The organism is Herbaspirillum sp. GW821-FHT09A12, from assembly GCF_059418325.1.
This window is the reverse complement of record NZ_JBWKPR010000008.1, coordinates 20,846-40,427: the sequence shown is the minus strand read 5'-3', so window position 1 is coordinate 40,427 and position 19,582 is coordinate 20,846. Positions and strand designations below refer to the sequence as shown.

Sequence of the window (19,582 nt, the reverse complement as noted above, 5' to 3'; positions counted from 1 at the left end):
TTAGCCTCAGCCTTCAATCTTATTTCCAGATATTCCACGGTGTCTGCATCCAGATGGCCACCACGACCAGCCAGACCAGCGTCAGCGGAATGAATACCTTCCAGCCCAGGCGCATGATCTGGTCATAGCGGTAGCGCGGGAACGAAGCGCGCACCCAGACGTACACCGAGAGGAAGAAGAATGTCTTGATGCCCAGCCAGATCCAGCCCGGGATGAAGTCCAGCGCGGAGATCGGCGACGACCAGCCGCCGAAGAACAGCAAGGCGGTCAGGATCGAGATCAGGATCATGCTGGCGTATTCGGCCAGGAAGAACATCGCGAACGACATGCCCGAGTATTCGATCATGTGGCCGGCCACGATTTCGGATTCGCCTTCGACCACGTCGAACGGGTGGCGGTTGGTTTCGGCGATGCCCGACACCAGGTAGATCACGAAGATCGGCAGCAGCGGCAACCAGTTCCACGACAGGAAGTTCAGGCCCATGTCGGCGAAGTGGCCGCGGGTCTGGCCCAGCACGATCTCGGTCATGTTCAGGCTGCCCGACACCATCAGCACCACCACCAGGCAGAAGCCCATGCAGATTTCATAGGACACCATCTGCGCCGAGGCGCGCATGGCGCCCAGGAAAGCGTACTTCGAGTTGGAGGCCCAGCCGGCGATGATGACGCCGTAGACTTCCATCGAGGTGATCGCCATCAGGTACAGCAGGCCGGCGTTGACGTTGGCCAGCACATGCTCGGGCGAGAACGGCACCACCGCCCAGGCGGCCAGCGCCGGCATGATGGTCATCACCGGGGCCAGGTAGAACAGCACCTTGTTGGCCTTGGCCGGGGTCGAGATTTCCTTGAAGATCAGCTTGACGGCGTCGGCGATCGGCTGCAGCAGGCCGGCCGGACCCACGCGGTTGGGGCCCAGGCGCACGTGCATCCAGCCGATCAGCTTGCGCTCCCAGTAGGTCATGTAGGCCACGCAGATCAGCAGGGGCACCATCACCACCAGGATCTTGACCAGCGTCCACACGAAGGTGAACAGGTACGGCCCCAGCAAGGCCGGACCGGCGGTATTGATTTGGGCGATCAGGTGATCCATTACGCTTTCTCCACGACGATTGCGCCGAACATGCCGCCCAAGGCAGAGGTCAAGGCATGGCTCGCTGCGACGCGCACCACGTTTTCCGGCAGTTTCTTATCGACGGCCGCGGTCAGCACGGCGCTGCCCTGGCCTTGTTTTACGTTGACACGGTCGCCGGCGGCGATGCCCAGCTTGGCGGCCAGCGCGGCCGACAGCCATGCCTTGGGCGCCTGGCCGTCGGTGGTCTCCAGCAGCGGCTGCGAACGGCGGGCGATCGCATCGGCGAAGTAGATCGGCACATCGGCCACGCGTTCCAGCGCACCGGCAGCGGCGGCAGCGGCTTGCAACTGCAGCGAAGCGATATTGTTCAGGCGCGCCGAGAGGTCGGTTTCCTTGCCCAGCAACTCGTCGCGGATGGCTTCGGCGGTGTCGTACTCGAAGTTTTCCAGTTCCAGCAGGTTGCCCAGCACGCGCAGGACCTTCCAGCCCGGACGCGCATCGCCGGCCGGCTTGACGGTGCCGTTGAAGCTTTGCGCACGGCCTTCGGCATTGACGAAGGTGCCGGCGGTTTCGGTGAACGGCGCGATCGGCAGCAGCACGTCGGCGTAATCGGCGCCATGCTTGTAAGCCGACATCGCCACGACCATTTCAGCCTGGTTCAGCGCGGCGCGCGCGGCTTGCGGGTCGTAGCTGTCCAGTTCCGGCTCGGCGTTGAGGAGCAGGTAAGCCTTGCGCGGCTGTGCGAACACGGACAGCGCGTTGGCGCCCTTGCCTGCGGCCGGCACGGCGTTGGCCAGGTAACCGCCGACGGCGTTGCCGCCTTCGGTCAGGTAACCCAGCTTGGCGCCGGTCTGTTCGGCGATCCATTGCGCGGCGGCATGCAGTTGCGACGCTTGCGGATGCTGGACGGCGGCGTTGCCCAGGAACACGCCCTTGGACTCGCCCGACAGCAGGCTGGCGGCAGTTGCCTTGGCTGCGTCGGAAGGCTTGGCGCCGGCGAAGGCGGCGGGAGCGGCGACACCCTTGGCCTCGGCCACCGCCACGGCGACTTCACCCAGCGCGGCCAGCCATGCGGACGGCGCTGCCACGATCTTGTTGGCGACCGGCATCAGCAGGTCGTCGTCAGTGGCATGCAGCACATTGATCTTGGCGCCGCTCTTGGCCGACTGGCGCAGGCGGGCAGACAGCAGCGGATGATCCTTGCGCAGGAAGGAGCCGATCACGAACACGCGGTTCAGCTCGGAGAATTCGACGATGGACATGCCCAGCCACGGCTTGATCTGGCCGTCCAGCGCGAAGTCGGACTGGCGCAGGCGGAAGTCGACGTTGTCGGAACCGATGCCGCGCACCAGCTTCTGCAGCAGGCTCAGCTCTTCCAGCGTGGAGTACGGGGTGCCCAGCGCGGCGATGGAATCGGCGCCGTGTTCGTGGCGGATGTTGCGCAGGCCGTGCGCGACATATTCCAGCGCGGTCTGCCAGTCCACTTCCTGCCACTTGCCGTCTTGCTTCAACATCGGCTTGGTCAGGCGCTCTTCGCTGTCCAGCGCTTCATAGGCGAAGCGATCCTTGTCGGAAATCCAGCACTCGTTGACTTCTTCGTTCTCGAACGGCAGCACGCGCATCACCTTGCCGCCCTTGACCTGGACGATCAGGTTGGCGCCGACGCTGTCGTGCGGGCTCACCGACTTGCGGCGCGACAGCTCCCAGGTACGGGCGCTGTAGCGGAACGGCTTGGAGGTCAGCGCGCCGACCGGGCACAGGTCGATCATGTTGCCCGACAGTTCCGAGTCGACGGTCTTGCCGACGAAGGTGGTGATCTCGGAATGCTCGCCGCGGCCCAGCATGCCCAGTTCCATCACGCCGGCCACTTCTTGGCCGAAGCGCACGCAGCGGGTGCAGTGGATGCAGCGGTTCATTTCCTTCATGGAAATCAGCGGGCCGACGTCCTTCGGTTCCACCACGCGCTTTTCTTCTTCGTAGCGCGAGGTCGAAGCGCCATAGCCGACCGCCAGATCCTGCAGCTGGCACTCGCCGCCCTGATCGCAGATCGGGCAGTCCAGCGGGTGGTTGATCAGCAGGAATTCCATCACGCCCTTCTGGGCCTTGACCGCCTTTTCGCTGGCGCTGCGCACGATCATGCCGGCGGTTACCGGCGTGGCGCAGGCAGGCAGCGGCTTCGGGGCCTTCTCGACCTCGACCAGGCACATGCGGCAGTTGGCCGCGATGGACAGTTTCTTGTGATAGCAAAAGTGAGGAATGTAAGTGCCAAGCTTGTTGGCAGCATCCATGACCATGCTGCCTTCTTGCACTTCAACTTTTTTGCCGTCTATTTCGATTTCAACCATGGCTGTTTGCCCAAGCTAAATATTCTTTGCTAATGACACCCGGCGGCTTGTTCCGCAGCCGGGCATCCCCTGCCCGTCAGATGTATGCCGGAACCAGGCAGTGTTTGTGCTCGATGTGGTATTCGAACTCTTCGCGGAAATTCTTGATGAATGCGCGCACCGGCATCGCCGCCGCGTCACCCAGCGCGCAGATGGTGCGGCCCTGGATGTTGTCGGCCACCGAATTGAGCACGTCCAGGTCTTCCAGCTTGCCGTGGCCCTTCTCGATGCGCTCCACCATGCGGTACATCCAGCCGGTGCCTTCGCGGCACGGGGTGCACTGGCCGCAGGACTCTTCGTAGTAGAAGTAGGACAGGCGCAGCAGCGACTTGACCATGCAGCGCGTCTCGTCCATCACGATGACCGCGCCCGAGCCCAGCATCGAGCCGGCCTTGGCGATGGCATCGTAGTCCATCGTGGTTTCCATCATCACGTCGCCGCGGATCACCGGGGCGGACGAACCGCCGGGGATGACCGCCTTGATCTTCTTGCCGCCGCGCATGCCGCCGGCCAGTTCCAGCAAGGTGGAGAACGGCGTGCCCAGCGGGATCTCGTAGTTGCCCGGACGCTCGACGTCGCCCGAGATCGAGAAGATCTTGGTGCCGCCGTTGTTCGGCTTGCCCATCTCGGCATAAGCCTGCGCGCCCACCTTGAAAATGAAGGGAACGGCGGCGAATGTCTCGGTATTGTTGATGGTGGTCGGCTTGCCGTACAGGCCGAAGCTGGCCGGGAACGGCGGCTTGAAGCGCGGCTGGCCCTTCTTGCCTTCCAGCGACTCCAGCAGCGCGGTTTCCTCGCCGCAGATGTAGGCGCCGTAACCGTGGTGCGCATGCAGCTGGAAGCTGAAATTGGTGCCCAGGATGTTGTCGCCCAGGAAACCGGCGGCGCGCGCCTCTTCCAGCGCTTCTTCGAAGATCAGGTACGCATCGAAGATTTCGCCGTGGATATAGTTGTAGCCGACCGTGATGCCCATCGCGTAGCCGCCGATGATCATGCCTTCGATCAGCGCGTGCGGGTTGTAGCGGATGATGTCGCGGTCCTTGAAGGTGCCCGGCTCGCCTTCGTCGGTGTTGCAGACGAGGTATTTCTGGCCCGGGAACTGGCGCGGCATGAAGCTCCACTTCAGGCCGGTCGGGAAACCCGCGCCGCCGCGGCCGCGCAGGCCGGAAGCCTTGAGCTCGGCGATGACCTGCTCAGGCGGCATGTTCTCGCTGATGATGCGCTTCAACGACGCATAGCCGCCGCGCTTGACGTAGTCGTCGAGGTGCCAGTTCTTGCCGTCCAGGTCGGCCAGGATCAGCGGTTTGATGTGGCGGTCGTGCAGGCAAGTCATTTCTTCAGTTCCTCCAGCAGCGCGTCGATCTTTTCATCCGACATCCAGCTGCACATGCGGTGGTTGTCGACCAGCATGACAGGCGCGTCGCCACAGGCGCCCATGCACTCGCCTTCCATCACGGTGAACTGGCCGTCCGCGGTCGTTTCCTTGTAATCCACGCCCAGCTTGTGCTTCAGGTGGTGCGCAGCGCGCTCGCCGCCCGACAGCAGGCACGGCAGGTTGGTGCACACGGTGATCTTGTGCTTGCCTAGCGGGCTGGTATTGAACATGTTGTAGAAGGTGGCCACTTCCTGCACCGCGACCGCAGGCATGCCGATGTAATCGGCGATTTCCTGCTGCAGCTCGGCGGGCAGCCAGCCGTGTTCAACCTGGGCGATGCGCAGCGCGGACATGACCGCGGACTGACGCTGGTCCGCCGGATACTTCGCGAGTTCGCGATCGATTTTCTTGAGAGCTTCTTGACTTAACAGCATAGCGTTGGCCATCCATGCGCATTACTTTGCGCGGTTTTATTGGATATTCCCCAAACCGGACGGGCTCTTTATGGAAGCCCGCCTTGTATTCGACATCAATTCGACATCAGCGGTCGATTTCACCAAACACGATGTCTTGCGTACCGATGATCGTGACGGCATCGGCAATCATGTGGCCCTTGGCCATTTCGTTCAGGGCCTGCAGGTGGGCAAAGCCCGGCGCGCGAATCTTCAGGCGGTAAGGCTTGTTGGCGCCGTCCGACACCAGGTAGATGCCGAACTCGCCCTTCGGATGCTCGACGGCGGCATAGGCCTCGCCCGGCGGCACGCGGAAGCCTTCGGTAAACAGCTTGAAGTGGTGGATCAGGTCTTCCATGTTGGACTTCATTTCAGTCCGCTTCGGAGGCGCAACCTTGTGGTTGTCGGTGATCACCGGGCCCGGGTTGTTGCGCAGCCATTCCACGCACTGCTTGATGATGCGGTTCGACTGGCGCATTTCCGCCACGCGCACCAGGTAGCGGTCGTAGCAGTCGCCGTTCTTGCCGACCGGGATATCGAAGTCCAGCAGGTCGTACACTTCGTACGGCTGCTTCTTGCGCAAATCCCATTCGACGCCCGAGCCGCGCAGCATCGGGCCGGAAAAGCCCATTTGCAGCGCGCGTTCCGGCGACACCACGCCGACCCCGACCAGACGCTGCTTCCAGATGCGGTTGTCGGTCAGCAGGGTTTCGTATTCGTCGACGTAAGTCGGGAAACGGTTGGTGAAGTCTTCGATGAAGTCCAGCATCGAGCCCTGGCGGTTTTCGTTCAGGGCGCGGATGGCGCGGTCATTGCGCACGATCGATGCCTTGTATTGCGGCATGGTGTCCGGCAGGTCGCGATAGACGCCGCCCGGACGGTAGTACGCCGCGTGCATGCGCGCGCCGGAGACGGCTTCGTAGCAATCCATCAGGTCTTCGCGCTCGCGGAAGGCGTACAGCAGCACGCCCATCGCGCCCACGTCCAGCGCGTGCGCGCCGATCCACATCAGGTGGTTCAGCAGGCGGGTGATCTCGTCGAACATCACGCGGATGTACTGGGCGCGCATCGGCACTTCCAGGCCCAGCAGGCGCTCGATGGCCATCACATAGCCGTGCTCGTTGCACATCATCGAGACGTAGTCCAGGCGGTCCATGTAAGGCACGGACTGCAGGTAGGTCTTCTGCTCGGCCAGCTTTTCGGTCGCGCGGTGCAGCAGGCCGATGTGCGGGTCGGCGCGCTGGATGACTTCGCCGTCCAGCTCCAGCACCAGGCGCAGCACGCCGTGCGCTGCCGGGTGCTGCGGACCGAAGTTCAGCGTGTAGTTTTTAATCTCAGCCATTATTTGATCCCGTAGTTTTCTTCACGAATGATGCGCGGCGTGATTTCGCGCGGCTCAATCGTTACGGGTTGATAGATGACGCGCCGCTGCTCGGCGTCGTAGCGCATTTCGACATAGCCCGACACCGGGAAGTCCTTGCGGAACGGATGGCCGATGAAGCCGTAGTCGGTCAGGATGCGGCGCAGGTCGTCATGCCCTTCGAACAGGATGCCGTAGAAGTCGAAAGCCTCGCGCTCATACCAGCCGGCCGAATTCCAGATGCCGGACACCGAGGCCACGATGGGCAGGTCGTCGTCCGGCGCGAACACGCGCACGCGCACGCGCCAGTTGTGCGAGATCGACATCAGGTGCGACACCGCCGCGAAGCGCGGGCCGTCCCAGGCGCCGTCGCCGTACGTCGAATAATCGACGCCGCACAGGTCGAGCAACTGTTCGAAACGGGTATCGGCGTGATCGCGCAGGACGCGCATGGCTGAAAGATAGTCGGAGGCCTTGACCACCACGGTGACTTCACCGAGCGCCACCGTCAGGTTCTGAAGATACCCTCCAAGCGCATTGCGCAGAGCTGCTTCGAGAGTTTCCAATTTTGTTGTCATACTGCCCTCTTAGCGCGCGATGGTGTTGGTGCGCTTGATCTTGTTTTGCAGCTGGATCACGCCATACAGCAGCGCTTCAGCAGTCGGCGGACAGCCCGGCACATAAACGTCGACCGGAACGATGCGGTCGCAGCCGCGCACCACCGAATAGGAATAGTGATAGTAGCCGCCGCCGTTGGCGCACGAGCCCATCGAAATCACCCAGCGCGGCTCCGGCATCTGGTCATAGACCTTGCGCAGCGCCGGCGCCATCTTGTTGCACAGCGTGCCGGCCACGATCATCAGGTCGGACTGGCGCGGCGACGGACGAAACACCGCACCGAAGCGGTCGAGGTCGTAACGCGAAGCGCCGACGTGCATCATTTCAACCGCGCAGCAGGCCAGACCGAAGGTCATGGGCCACAGGGATCCGGTACGGGTCCAGTTGATTACCTTATCCAGCGAGGTGGTAACAAACCCCTCATTCAATACGCCTTCAATAGACATGGTTTACTCCCAATCCAGGGCACCCTTTTTCCAGATGTACCAAAACCCGACAACAAATTCAGCGATGAACACCATCATCGTGATGAAACCAGCCCAGCCCAGCTCGCGCACGGACACGCCCCACGGGAAGAAAAACGCAGTTTCCAGATCGAACAGGATGAAGAGGATGGCGATCAGGTAATAGCGCACGTCGAACTTCATGCGCGCGTCTTCAAACGCTTCGAAACCGCACTCGTAAGGAGATGTTTTTTGCACGTCAGGCTTGTGAGGACCAAGCAGACGCCCCAAGAGCTGGGGAGCGACACCGACACCGATGCCGACGAGGATAAACAGAAGGACTGGGAAGTAATTTTCGAGGTTCACGATTGGCCGTTTTACGTTGGTTTTAATCGATGGGAATGATTCTCAATATCAATCAGAAACTTCCTCGACAAAAAGCCAGCTCAGGCACGTGGACCTTTGCTGGCTTTTGATTCATTTCTATGGTGCCGACGACGAGACTCGAACTCGTACAGCTTTCGCCACTACCCCCTCAAGATAGCGTGTCTACCAATTTCACCACGTCGGCCTGAGACTGCTATTGTACCTGCATTTGTTACTCTTGTTCAATGCACAATCAGCTGAAAACAGCGATTCTTCTATGCTTATTTGCCCATTGTTTCAGAATCTGCAAAAGCTTATTTCGGAATCTGATTCGACTGGTCGGCCGGCTTGGATGCATCGGCCGCAGCCGCGGGTGCCGCAGGCGCAGCTTGCGACGCCGCAGGCGCTGCCGCCGGAACCGGCAGGCTGTCCATCACGCCGCCGCTTTGCGACACATGATGGTTGCCGATGAAGGCCAGACCCAGCGTCGCGACGAAGAAGATCGCAGCCGCCACGGCGGTCGACTTCGACAGGAAGTTCGACGAACCGGTCGCACCGAACAGGCTGCCGGAGGCGCCGGAACCGAACGCCGCGCCCATGTCCGCGCCCTTGCCATGCTGCAGCAGCACCAGACCGATGATCGCCAGCGCCGCCAGCACTTGAACCACAACCACAACCAAAGACAAAGTATTCATTTCAGCCTATCCACTCTCACTCTTGATATTTCGCCCGCAGCCGGAAGTATCTCGCCTCCGGCTGACAAACCCTTTACAGCTCAGGCCGCAGCCTGAACGATTGCCACAAAATCCACTGCCTTCAATGCCGCGCCGCCGATCAGGCCGCCATCGATATCGGCCATCGCCAGCAATTGCACCGCATTGTCCGGCTTCATGCTGCCGCCGTACAGGATGCGGACCTTGACCGCAGCCTCGGCACTCTTGACCGCCAGGCGCGCGCGCAGCATGGCGTGCACATCCTGCGCCATCTCCGGCGTGGCCGTCTTGCCGGTGCCGATTGCCCACACCGGTTCGTAAGCCACCACGATGCGCGCGACATCTGCGACATCCAGCGCTTCCAGCACCACATCCAGCTGGCCGCCCACCACTTCATTGGTCTTGCCGGCCTCGCGCTGCGCCAGCGTTTCGCCGACGCACACCACCGGCACCAAGCCCGCCTTGAGCGCGGCAACCGTCTTGGCCGCCACGGCGGCGTCGGACTCGCCATGATAGGCGCGGCGCTCGGAGTGGCCGATGATCACGTATTGGCAACCGAACTCGTTGAGCATGGCCGCCGAGACTTCACCGGTATAGGCGCCCGCAGCATGCGCGGAAATATCCTGCGCGCCCAGGGCAAGCGCCGAACCGGCAACAGCCGCCTGCACTTGCGCCAGGTACGGCGCGGGAACGCAAACGGCCACGTCGCATGCCTGCGCGGGCAGGCCATCCTTGATGCCGGCAACCAGGGCCGCGTTGGCAGCCAGGCTGCCGTTCATTTTCCAGTTACCCGCTACAAGTTTGCGCCGCATAGTGTTCTGACGAGATTGGTATTCAATTTGGATAACCTCGTATTGTAGCCGGTTGGCGTAAAGACGGTCAAACCGCGCGATCTTACAGTTGCAGCATGATCTTGCCGATATGCGCGCTGCTTTCCATCATGACGTGCGCCTGCGCCGCCTGTTCCAGCGGGAAGGTGTGATGGATGACCGGCTTGATCCGGCCCGCCTCGATCAGCGGCCAGACGCGCTCGCGCAGGCTGGCGGCAATGGCCGCCTTGAAGCTCACCGGGCGCGGGCGCAGCGTCGACCCGGTGATGGTCAGGCGGCGGCGCATCACCTGCCCCATGTCCAGCTGCCCCTTGCTGCCGCCGAGCTGGGCGATGAAGACCAGCCGGCCATCGTCGGCCAGCGCCTTGATTTCGCGCGGCAGGTAGTCGCCGCCGACCATATCCAGGATGACGTTGACGCCCATGCCGCCGGTCGCCTCCTTGACCACCGCCTCGAAATCCTCGGTCTTGTAATTGATCGCGCGCTCGGCGCCCAGCGCCTCGCAGGCGCGGCATTTCTCGGCGCTGCCGGCGGTAGCGAACACGCGATGCCCGAGCGCCTTCGCGATCTGGATCGCGGTCACGCCGATGCCGGAAGAGCCGCCCTGCACCAGCAAGGTTTCGCCTGCCGCCAGGGCGCCGCGGTCGAACACATTGCTCCAGACGGTGAAATAGTTTTCCGGCAAGGCCGCCGCCTCCAGCGCACTCAATCCTTGGGGCACCGGCAGGCACTGCGCCAGCGGCGCGGCGCAATACTCGGCATAACCGCCGCCCTGCACCAGCGCGCACACCAGGTCGCCCTTCTTGAAACCGCTGCCGGCCAGGTCGCCCTCGACGATCTCGCCCGCCACTTCCAGCCCCGGCAAGTCCGAGGCGCCCGGCGGCACCGGATAATTCCCCGTACGCTGGAACACATCCGGGCGGTTGACCCCGGCCGCATGCACCTTGATCAGCACTTCCCCCGGCTTGAGCGCCGGCAGCGGGCGCTCGCACAGTTGCAATACCTCGGGGCCGCCATATTCCTTAATTTCTATCGCTCGCATGTTCTATCCTTTTCTATAGGGATCGGCTCACAGCGATGCCGCCGCGCGCGCCGCCGTGTCATACAGGCCGGAGGCATTGCGCAGCAGTTGCGCGGCCTCGCCGATGGCCTGGTTGGGAATGCCGCTCTCGACCTGCACTTCGATCAGGCAACGCTCGCGCACCTCGCGGTATTTCATGCACAGCGCCTGCCCCGCCGGGGTCGCGAAAAACAGCAGCTCCTTGCCGGCTTTCTCGCTGTTGACATAACCGGCCTTCACCAGTTTCTTCAATGCATAGGTGACCACATGGGTGTCTTCGACGTTCAGCACAAAACAGATATCGGCCAGTTTCTTCTTGCGCCCGCGGTGGTTGACGTGATGCAGCAGGGAAACCTCGATGGCGGTCATGTCCTTGGCGCCGGCCGCGGCCATGCAGCGCACCATCCAGCGGTTGAACGCATTGCTGGCCATGATCAGCGCATACTCAAGCTCGGACAGTTCGGCGCTGCGCTCGGAAACCAGGTGCTGGGAAGACACGATCTTGGTCGCCTTGGGCGACGGGGAAGTTTCCCCGGCAGCAAGCTGGCCGGGTATTGGCGTCTCGTTATTCATGGCTGTTGTCCCACCGGAGCATCGAAATGGCAACACTATATCGCAAGCACAAATAAATAATTTATCGACATATTGTTTATATTTTGTATGAAATGTAATATCCACAAAAAAATTCAGGATATTGGCACCCCTCAACACAAACAGGCGAGGCGAGACACATGCAGGCACCTCAGATTCATCCGCTGGGCGACAGCGCGCTGCTCTGCAGCCTGCCCGCGCCGGCGACGCTTTTGCAACAGCAACGCATCTGGGCCCTGGCCGAACTGGCCGCCGCCTGGGATGAAGTCGACGAAGTCGTGCCCGGCATGAACAACCTGACGCTGATCCTCAAACGCCCCGCCATCGCACTCGATGCGCTCGCCAAACGCATCGGCCAGCTCTGGCCCAAGCTCGGCGCCGCCGGCGCGCAGGGCCGCAGCGTCGAGATCCCGGTGGTCTACGGCGGCGCGGACGGCCCCGACCTGGCCGCGGTAGCGCGCCACACCGGCCTGCCCGTCGACGAAGTCGTCAAGCGCCACAGCGGCGGCGACTACGTGGTCTATTTCATCGGCTTCCTGCCCGGCTTCGCCTACCTGGGCGGGCTGGCGCCGGAACTGGCCACGCCGCGCCATACCGAACCGCGCCTCTCCATCCCGGCCGGCTCGGTCGGCATCGGCGGCGAGCAGACCGGCATCTATCCCATGGCCTCGCCGGGCGGCTGGCAGTTGCTGGGCCGCACCGCCCTCCCCCTGTTCGATCCCGCGCAAGATCCGCCGACGCTGCTGCGCCCCGGCGACCATGTGCGCTTTACCGTGGAGCGCGTGGAACAATGATAGAAATCGTCCACCCCGGCATGCTGGCCTCAGTGCAAGACCTCGGCCGCCATGGCCACCGCCGGCTCGGCATCCATCCGGGCGGCGCGCTCAATACGCTGGCGCTGTCGACGGCCAACCTGCTGGTCGGCAACCCCAGCGGCGCGGCCGGCATCGAAATCACCATGGGCGCGTGCGAGATCCGCTTCGCCGCCGATACCCGCATCGCCCTCGGCGGCGACGACATCGGCGCCACCTTGGACGGCAAACCGGTCGCGGCCTGCTGGAGCATTCCGGTGCGCGCCGGCAGCACATTCAAACTGGCGCCGGCGTCCCCCGAGAGCCCCCATCAAGCGCCGCGCCACAGCATGCGCACCTACCTGGCCGTGGCCGGCGGCATCGATGTCCCGCTGGTGCTGGGTTCCCGCAGCACCGACCTCAAGGCCGGCTTCGGCGGGCACCTGGGACGCGCCCTACGCAAAGGCGACCGGCTCGCCATCGGCCATGCCGGCCCCGCCAATGCCGCCGTCGGCGGCCCCGCCTTCGGCATGCGCTCGCCGCGCTGGAGCGGACTGGCCTTGCGCGAAGGCGAAAACAGCCGGCATGTGACGCTGCGCGTCTTGCCCGGCCCCGAGTTCGAACAATTCACCCAGGCCTCTAGAGCGGCGCTGTGGGCCCATGCATGGCGCATCACGCCCAACAGCAACCGCATGGGCTGCCGCCTCGAAGGCGCGCAACTCAAGCGCAAGCACGGCCGCGACATGCTCTCGCACGGCGTGGTGCCCGGCGTGATCCAGGTGCCGCCTTCGGGCCAGCCGATCATCCTGCTGGGCGATGCGCAAACCACCGGCGGCTATCCGAAAATCGGCGTGGTGATCGGCGCCGATTTGTGGAAGCTGGCGCAAGCGCCGCTCAACGCCACCCTGCGCCTGGAACCGTGCGACATGCAAGGCGCGCTGGCGGCCCGTGAAGAGCAGCAACGCTATCTGGATTCCATCCGCGACACGATGGCCGCGCTGGACTGGTCGCGCGCGACGCTGTATCGAAAATAAGGACACGCCATGCATATCGATCTCAATGCCGACCTCGGCGAAGGCTGCGACACCGACGAGCAATTGCTGACCCTGGTCAGCTCCGCCAACATCGCCTGCGGCTGGCATGCCGGCGATGCGGCGACCATGCGCCGCAGCGTGCGCTGGGCGATGCAGAACCATGTCGCCATCGGCGCCCATCCCAGTTTCCCCGACCGCGAAAATTTCGGCCGCAGCGCCATGCACCTGCCGCCCGAGGACATCTTCAGCGGCATGCTGTACCAGCTCGGCGCGCTGGACGCCATCGTGCGCGCCGAAGGCGGCCGCATGACGCACGTCAAGCCGCATGGCGCGCTGTACAACCAGGCCGCCAAGGACGCGGTGCTGGCCAACGCCATCTGCGCCGCCGTTCGCACCTTCAACCCTGAACTCAGCCTGGTCGGGCTGGCCGGCAGCGAGCTGATCGCCGCCGCCCGCCACGCCGACCTGGCCGCGCTGGAAGAAGTCTTCGCCGACCGCGCCTATGAAGCCGACGGCAGCCTGGTCAGCCGCGGCAAGCCCGGCGCCATGATCGACAACGATGAAGCGGCGATCGCGCAGACGCTGTCGCTGGTCAAGGACAAGCGGGTCAAGGCCATCGACGGCAGCATCGTCAGCGTCAACGCGCAGACCGTGTGCCTGCACGGAGATGGGCCGCATGCGCTGGACTTCGCGCGCCAAATCCGTGCGCGCCTGCACAGCGAACGCATCGCCGTGCGGGCGGCCGCGTAGATACGCCCGGCGGCACACCGGCTTTCGCTTGCTGTCCCGCTTGTTGTCCCATTTGTTGTCCCACGTTTTATTTCGTTTCCAGCAGTCGCAACAGCAGTTCCCGCAGTCCCGGCAGTAAAAGAATGAGGCCTTGGAGATGCCACAGGCAAGGTCGTGCGCGCATGGTTTCCCCGCCTGCGCGCGCGTTGTCCGGCATGCGGCATTGGCACAGGCCTTGCAATCGCCATTACGTTTCTCATCTTTCAACACAAGGGAGTTTTTCATGGAGAGCACGACTCTGCTGCCGCTGATCGGGATACCGATCGTCGTGGCCGGCTTTGCCTTACGTTTCAATCCGCTGCTGGTGGTGACCGTAGCCGGCCTGTCCACCGGGCTTGCGGTGGGCATGGACTTCGGCATGCTGCTGGAGACCTTCGGCGAGAAGTTCGTCAACAGCCGCTCGCTGGCGACTTTCCTGCTGATCCTGCCGATCATCGGCCTGCTCGAACATTACGGCCTGAAGGAGCGTGCGCAGGCGTGGATCGCCGGCATCGCCAGCGCCACCTCGGCGCGCATCCTGATGCTGTACTTCGTGGTGCGCGAAGGCACCGCGGCGCTGGGCCTGATCTACCTCGGCGGCCAGGCGCAGACCGTACGCCCGCTGCTGGCGCCGATGGCCGAAGGCGCCGCCGTGAACGCCTACGGCGCAGACCTGCCGCAGCACATCCGCGACAAGATCAAGGCCCACTCGGCGGCCTGCGACAACATCGCCGTGTTCTTCGGCGAAGACATCTTCATCGCCTTCGGCGCCGTGCTGCTGATGGATGCCTTCCTCAAGGAAAACGGCATCGCCAACATCGAGCCGCTGCATATCGGCCTGTGGGCCATCCCCACCGCGCTGTCGGCACTGGTGATCCACCTGTTCCGCCTGACCCGCCTCGACGCCTCCATCCGCCGCGACGTCGACGCCTGGAAAGCTTCCCAATCCAACCCATCCAAGGTGCCGGCATGACGACATTGATCACCATCAACCGCATCTATTACCTGATCGGTTTCATCGTCATGCTGCTGGTCGGCATGACCCTGCGCGACAAGGGCAACCCCAAGCGCTACACCACCGCCCTGTTCTGGTTCCTGTTCGGCGCCGTGTTCCTGTTCGGCGACCTGCTGGTCGAGAACCTGGGCAAATCCATGGGGTATCGCATCATCGGCGCCACCGTGATCATCATTTCACTGATCGCCGGCACCGGCCTGCTGTCCATGGGCACTTACGCCACCACTACCTATGAAGAGCGCGTGGCCTCCGCCAAGCGCCTGGGCAACTGGCTGTTCTTCCCGGCCGTGCTGATCCCGGTGATCACGGTGGCCTGTACCGTGCTGTTGAAAGGCGTCTCGCTTGGCGAGGTGTTCCTGCTCGACCAGAAGCAGCTGACGCTGGCGGCGCTGTGCGTGGCCTGTATCTGCGCCTTGCTCGCCGGCTGGGCATTGACCGGCGGCACGCCGCTGCAAGCGGTGCGCCAGTCGCGCCGGCTGGTGGACTCGATCGGCTGGGCGGCGATCCTGCCGCTGATGCTGGCCATGCTGGGCGGCGTGTTCGTCGCCGCCAAGACCGGCAACTCGGTGCAGCAGGTGGTGAGCCTGTTCGTCAATCCGGACAACCGCTTCCTGGTGGTGGTGATCTACTGCGTCGGCATGGCGCTGTTCACCATGGTGATGGGCAACGCCTTCGCCGCCTTCCCGGTCATGAGCGCGGGCATCGCCCTGCCCTTCCTGATCCTGGGGCACCATGCCGATCCGGCGCCGCTGGTGGCCATCGGCATGTACTCCGGCTACTGCGGCACGCTGATGACGCCGATGGCGGCCAACTACAACATCGTGCCGGCGGCGCTGCTTGAGCTGAAGAACAAGTACCAGGTGATCAAGGTGCAGATCCCGACCGCGCTGACGCTGCTCGTGGTCAACGTCTTCCTGATGTACTTCCTCGCTTTCCGCTGATCCCGGACATTCCGGCAGCGTCCCTCACCGTGGCCGCCCTGCGGCGGTCGCGGTCGTTTCAAGGAGTCCCTTCATGCAACTGAACATCCAACAGGCCGAAGCCTTCGCCCGCATGCCGCTGGCCTACCTGCGCCAGGAATACCCCAACCACATCATGCATGTGCTCAACGGCGAGCATGACGTGCTGTCGCCGCGCGCCATGCATCCGGTGTTCTACGGCTGCTACGACTGGCATTCGGCGGTGCACGGCTACTGGCTGCTGCTGCGCTGCGCGCGCCTCTACCCGGAACTGCCGGCCGGGGCCGACATCAGCGCCATCTTCGACGAGCACTTCACGCCAGCATCGATGGAGTGCGAGACCGAATATTTCCGTGCGGGCGGCCGCGCCTCCTTTGAACGCCCCTACGGCTTCGGCTGGATCCTGGCGCTGGACCAGGAGCTGGCGCAGTCGGCCCTGCCGCGCGCAGCCGCATGGCGGCAAGCGATGCAGCCGCTGACCGCCGAAATCCGCCGCCGCCTGCTGGACTACCTGTCCAAGCTAACCTACCCGATCCGCGTCGGCACCCACTACAACACCGCCTTCGCGCTGGCGCTGGCGCTGGATCAGGCCCGCCATATTCAGGACGCCGAACTCGAAACCGCCATCATCGATGCCGCCAGGCGTTATTACGCCAACGACACCGACTACCCCGCGCACTACGAACCGGGCGGCGACGAATACATCTCCGGCGCGCTGACCGAAGCGCTGCTGATGACCAGGGCGCTGCCGGCCGGCGGCTTCCAGCCCTGGTTCGACAACTACCTGCCGCGCATCGCCGACATCGCGCAGATCATGCAACCGGCCACGGTGAGCGACCGCACCGATCCCAAGATCGCCCACCTCGACGGCCTGAACCTGTCGCGCGCCTGGTGCATGAAACACATCCTGCGCCACCTGCACGCCGACCATCCGGCGCGCGCGGCCATCGGCGCCGCAGCCGAACGCCATATCGCGGCCTCGCTCGACCATGTGGTCGGCAGCCACTACAGCGGCGGCCACTGGCTGGCGACCTTCGCCCTGCTGGCGCTGGAAGGCTGACGCCGTGCGCGGCAACTCCTGCCGCGCCTGAACCGGCAACGGCGGCCCAGGATCGTTGCGCCTGGGCTGCCGCTTCCCCCTTCGAATCCCCCAATGCGCGCCCGTTTTACGCGGGCATGCGCTCTCCAACGCTGCCCTTGAAAAGCAATTTAGTACTAGTCCCACGAGATCCGAAAAACTCTTCATTCTTGTCATATATGGCAAGTCCGCCTGGCCTCCTATACTGAAGTTGCTGTGCCGCCAACCGGTTTCACAGCCATTCGAATGGCCCGCATCAAGGGCCAGCAAGAGTTGAAACGAGAACAGGAGCCGGCAATCATGTGGAACAACATCAACAACAACCTCGGTGATGCGCCCCGACAACTCATGGCCGGCGTGTCCGAACAGGCCTTCCGGGAAGATGTGCTGTTGGCCAACCGCCTGCTGGACGATCTCCGCCTGAACAAGCTGGCGGTTGCCTTTCAACCGGTTACCGCGGACGGATCCTCCGAGGCCGGCTCGTCGATGTACTACGAATGCCTGCTGCGACGCCTGGGCCCCAAAGCCGCGCATGGCGACTACAGCGTGCCGGATGCGATCCAGGCGCTGGAACGCCTGGACCTGGTGGACCGCCTCGACCGCAGCATGCTGTGGACCACCCTGGGAGCGCTGGCTGACAGCGAGGCGCTGAGCCTGGGTTGCAATGTCTCGGCCCGCTCCTTTGTGATTACCGGCTGGTGGAGCGAACTGATGGCGCATCTCGAGGATCGTCCCGACCTGGCGCAACGGCTGGTGATCGAAATCACGGAAACCAGCACCTTCCCCTCGCAGGCCGGCGCGCTGGCGCTGATTCAGCATCTGCAACTGCTGGGCGTGCGCATTGCGCTGGACGATATCGGCAAGGAGCCCGGTTCGCTGGCTATCCTGGACCAGGTGCACGCCGATATCGTCAAGTTCGACAAGTCCGTGCTGCAAGAGTCCGCCGATGGCGAACTGCCGCTGCAACTGCTGCGCCACATGACGAGCGTGTGCAAGGATCGCGGCGCGAGCGTGGTGGTGGAAGGCATCGATACCGCCGCCAAGCTGGAAGCGGCGCTAGGCGCCGGCGCCGCCGGCGTGCAAGGCTATCTGATCGCGCGTCCGTCCCTGCATTGGCACGGATTGTCCGATCATGTGCTGCGGGTCAAGGCCAACATGCGCACCAAGGCCTCGTTGATACAGGACACATACGCCAGGAACGCCGGCCAGCATGCCGCCGCCGATTGGAAAGTAAGGTTGTACGCGTAATGCACGCCCTTTGGGGCTGGATAGGAAAATGAAACGGAAGCGCAAGGCAAAGGCCCTCGTGTCGCACATGCGAACACGAGGGCCTTTGCCTTTACCGCAGGAGAATGCCTGACGCAAGACGCCGGGCAGGCGCCTACTCGAGCAGCGTCTTCTTGTCCGATTTCTCCTGTTGCCCATGCATGGTGCTGGAAATGACCCGCGCGCTGCGCTTGAAGGTCAGGTAAGCCCAGGCCCAGTCGCTCATCACCATCACGCGGTTGCGGAAACCGATCAGGAAGTACACGTGCACGAACAGCCAGAACAGCCACGCCGGAAAACCCGAGAACTTGAACTTGCCCACCATCGCAATGGCCGCCTTGCGGCCGATGGTGGCCAGCGAACCGTAGTCCTGGTACTTGAAGGCTTGCAGCGGCCGGTTGGCGATGCGGTTCTTGATATTGCGCGCGGCCACCCGCCCCATCTGCTTGGCCGCCGGCGACACGCCGGGCACCGGCTTGCCGTCCGATTGGGCGGCCGCCAGGTCGCCGATCACATAGACGTCGTCGTGCCCGGCGATGTTCAGCTCAGGCGACACCGGCACGCGACCGGCGCGGTCCAGCTCCACGCCCAGCGACTTGCCCAGCGGCGAAGCCGCCACCCCGGCCGACCAGATCACGGTGCGTGAGGCCAGCGTCTGCTCGCCGTCAAAATTGGCATAGCGCACGCATTGCTCGTCGATATGCACCACGCGGCTGCCGGTGCGCACGTCCACCCCCAGCTTTTGCAGTTGCTCGCGCGCTTTCTCGGAGAGGTCGGGCGGATAAGCGCCGAGGATGCGGTCCGAGCCCTCGATCAGCACCACGCGCGCCGAATGCGGGTCGATGTTGCGGAATTCGCCGCGCAGTGTATGGCGCGCGATCTCGACCAGGGTGCCGGCCATTTCCACGCCAGTGGCGCCGCCGCCGATGACGCTGAAGGTCAGCCATTCCTGGCGGCGGCGCATATCGGTTTCGCGCTCGGCGTATTCGAAAGCCATCAGGATGCGGCGGCGGATGTCGAAGGCGTCTTCCAGCGTCTTCAGGCCCGGTGCCAGGCCGGCCCATTCATCGTGTCCGAAATAGCTGTGGGTGGAACCGGCGGCCACGATCAGGTGGTCGTAGTCGATGCGCGTGCCGTCTTCCAGGCAGACCGACTTGCCCTGCACATCGATGGAGATGACATCGGCCATCAGCGTGGTGACATTGCGCTGCTCCGACAGGATGTTGCGGATGGGAGCGCTGATGGCCGGGGCCGACAGGCCCGCGGTGGCCACCTGGTACAGCAAGGGCTGGAACAGGTGATGGTTGCTGCGATCGATCATGGTGATGCGCACATCCGCGCCCGCCAGTTCGCGGGCGGCGGCCAGTCCGCCGAAACCACAGCCGATGATGACTACGTGGGGCATGG

At 63.7% G+C, this 19,582-nt stretch carries 20 protein-coding genes and 1 tRNA gene; 7 read left to right on the top strand and 14 right to left on the bottom strand.

The features are described from left to right. Positions 1-19: 19 nt before the first annotated feature. From nuoH to AC07N6_RS16690, 13 genes are all read right to left on the bottom strand, one after another. Positions 20-1,090: an NADH-quinone oxidoreductase subunit NuoH gene (gene nuoH, locus AC07N6_RS16750; RefSeq protein WP_494782686.1), complete on the bottom strand. Its 1,071-nt coding sequence runs from the start codon at positions 1,088-1,090 to the stop codon at positions 20-22. Then, entirely contained in the window at positions 1,090-3,417 is a 2,328-nt protein-coding gene (gene nuoG / locus AC07N6_RS16745; RefSeq protein ID WP_494782687.1) for an NADH-quinone oxidoreductase subunit NuoG, read from the bottom strand. Before nuoG ends, nuoH begins: the two co-directional genes overlap by 1 nt. Before the next feature lie 76 nt (positions 3,418-3,493). Continuing rightward, entirely contained in the window at positions 3,494-4,789 is a 1,296-nt protein-coding gene (gene nuoF, locus AC07N6_RS16740) for an NADH-quinone oxidoreductase subunit NuoF (RefSeq protein ID WP_494782688.1), read from the bottom strand. After that, positions 4,786-5,277: an NADH-quinone oxidoreductase subunit NuoE gene (gene nuoE, locus AC07N6_RS16735; protein ID WP_494782689.1), complete on the bottom strand. Its 492-nt coding sequence runs from the start codon at positions 5,275-5,277 to the stop codon at positions 4,786-4,788. Before nuoE ends, nuoF begins: the two co-directional genes overlap by 4 nt. 94 nt (positions 5,278-5,371) lie before the next feature. Beyond that, entirely contained in the window at positions 5,372-6,625 is a 1,254-nt protein-coding gene (locus AC07N6_RS16730) for an NADH-quinone oxidoreductase subunit D (RefSeq protein WP_494782690.1), read from the bottom strand. Further along, positions 6,625-7,221: an NADH-quinone oxidoreductase subunit C gene (locus AC07N6_RS16725; protein WP_494782691.1), complete on the bottom strand. Its 597-nt coding sequence runs from the start codon at positions 7,219-7,221 to the stop codon at positions 6,625-6,627. Before AC07N6_RS16725 ends, AC07N6_RS16730 begins: the two co-directional genes overlap by 1 nt. A gap of 9 nt (positions 7,222-7,230) precedes the next feature. Further along, positions 7,231-7,707, bottom strand: coding sequence for a NuoB/complex I 20 kDa subunit family protein (locus AC07N6_RS16720; RefSeq protein WP_006712940.1), 477 nt, complete (start codon positions 7,705-7,707; stop codon positions 7,231-7,233). A 3-nt stretch (positions 7,708-7,710) separates the two neighbouring features. Next, positions 7,711-8,070: an NADH-quinone oxidoreductase subunit A gene (locus AC07N6_RS16715; RefSeq protein ID WP_494782692.1), complete on the bottom strand. Its 360-nt coding sequence runs from the start codon at positions 8,068-8,070 to the stop codon at positions 7,711-7,713. A 120-nt stretch (positions 8,071-8,190) separates the two neighbouring features. After that, a tRNA-Leu gene (locus AC07N6_RS16710) sits at positions 8,191-8,275 on the bottom strand. Positions 8,276-8,384: 109 nt separating this feature from the next. Next, positions 8,385-8,765, bottom strand: coding sequence for a preprotein translocase subunit SecG (gene secG / locus AC07N6_RS16705; RefSeq protein ID WP_494782693.1), 381 nt, complete (start codon positions 8,763-8,765; stop codon positions 8,385-8,387). An 80-nt stretch (positions 8,766-8,845) separates the two neighbouring features. Next, positions 8,846-9,595: a triose-phosphate isomerase gene (gene tpiA, locus AC07N6_RS16700; RefSeq protein WP_494782694.1), complete on the bottom strand. Its 750-nt coding sequence runs from the start codon at positions 9,593-9,595 to the stop codon at positions 8,846-8,848. Positions 9,596-9,677: 82 nt separating this feature from the next. Continuing rightward, positions 9,678-10,655 carry an NAD(P)H-quinone oxidoreductase gene (locus AC07N6_RS16695; RefSeq protein WP_494782695.1) on the bottom strand — a complete coding sequence of 326 codons (978 nt, stop codon included), beginning with the start codon at positions 10,653-10,655 and terminating at the stop codon, positions 9,678-9,680. Between the two features lie 27 nt (positions 10,656-10,682). Then, positions 10,683-11,246, bottom strand: coding sequence for a winged helix DNA-binding protein (locus AC07N6_RS16690; protein ID WP_494782696.1), 564 nt, complete (start codon positions 11,244-11,246; stop codon positions 10,683-10,685). Positions 11,247-11,404: 158 nt separating this feature from the next. Here AC07N6_RS16690 and pxpB point away from each other — a divergent pair, with 158 nt between their 5' ends. The 7 genes from pxpB (at position 11,405) to AC07N6_RS16655 (ending at position 18,157) form a co-directional block, all read left to right on the top strand. Further along, positions 11,405-12,058 (top strand): 5-oxoprolinase subunit PxpB, encoded by a 654-nt coding sequence (gene pxpB, locus AC07N6_RS16685; protein WP_494782697.1) that lies wholly within the window; start codon positions 11,405-11,407, stop codon positions 12,056-12,058. Next, positions 12,055-13,089 carry a 5-oxoprolinase subunit C family protein gene (locus AC07N6_RS16680; protein WP_494782698.1) on the top strand — a complete coding sequence of 345 codons (1,035 nt, stop codon included), beginning with the start codon at positions 12,055-12,057 and terminating at the stop codon, positions 13,087-13,089. Before pxpB ends, AC07N6_RS16680 begins: the two co-directional genes overlap by 4 nt. Before the next feature lie 9 nt (positions 13,090-13,098). Then, positions 13,099-13,839 carry a 5-oxoprolinase subunit PxpA gene (gene pxpA, locus AC07N6_RS16675; protein ID WP_494782699.1) on the top strand — a complete coding sequence of 247 codons (741 nt, stop codon included), beginning with the start codon at positions 13,099-13,101 and terminating at the stop codon, positions 13,837-13,839. Positions 13,840-14,101: 262 nt separating this feature from the next. Beyond that, positions 14,102-14,830: a DUF969 domain-containing protein gene (locus AC07N6_RS16670; protein ID WP_494782700.1), complete on the top strand. Its 729-nt coding sequence runs from the start codon at positions 14,102-14,104 to the stop codon at positions 14,828-14,830. Further along, the gene (locus AC07N6_RS16665) at positions 14,827-15,813 is read left to right on the top strand and encodes a DUF979 domain-containing protein (protein WP_494782701.1); all 987 of its coding nucleotides are present in this window, start codon (positions 14,827-14,829) and stop codon (positions 15,811-15,813) included. Before AC07N6_RS16670 ends, AC07N6_RS16665 begins: the two co-directional genes overlap by 4 nt. A 73-nt stretch (positions 15,814-15,886) precedes the next feature. After that, positions 15,887-16,891 (top strand): DUF2891 domain-containing protein, encoded by a 1,005-nt coding sequence (locus AC07N6_RS16660; protein ID WP_494782702.1) that lies wholly within the window; start codon positions 15,887-15,889, stop codon positions 16,889-16,891. A gap of 318 nt (positions 16,892-17,209) precedes the next feature. After that, a complete protein-coding gene (locus AC07N6_RS16655; protein WP_494782703.1) occupies positions 17,210-18,157 on the top strand; it encodes an EAL domain-containing protein in 948 nt (315 codons plus the stop codon). A 133-nt stretch (positions 18,158-18,290) separates the two neighbouring features. Here AC07N6_RS16655 and AC07N6_RS16650 read toward each other — a convergent pair whose 3' ends face one another. Next, a complete protein-coding gene (locus tag AC07N6_RS16650) occupies positions 18,291-19,580 on the bottom strand; it encodes an NAD(P)/FAD-dependent oxidoreductase (RefSeq protein ID WP_494782704.1) in 1,290 nt (429 codons plus the stop codon). Positions 19,581-19,582: the final 2 nt, after the last annotated feature.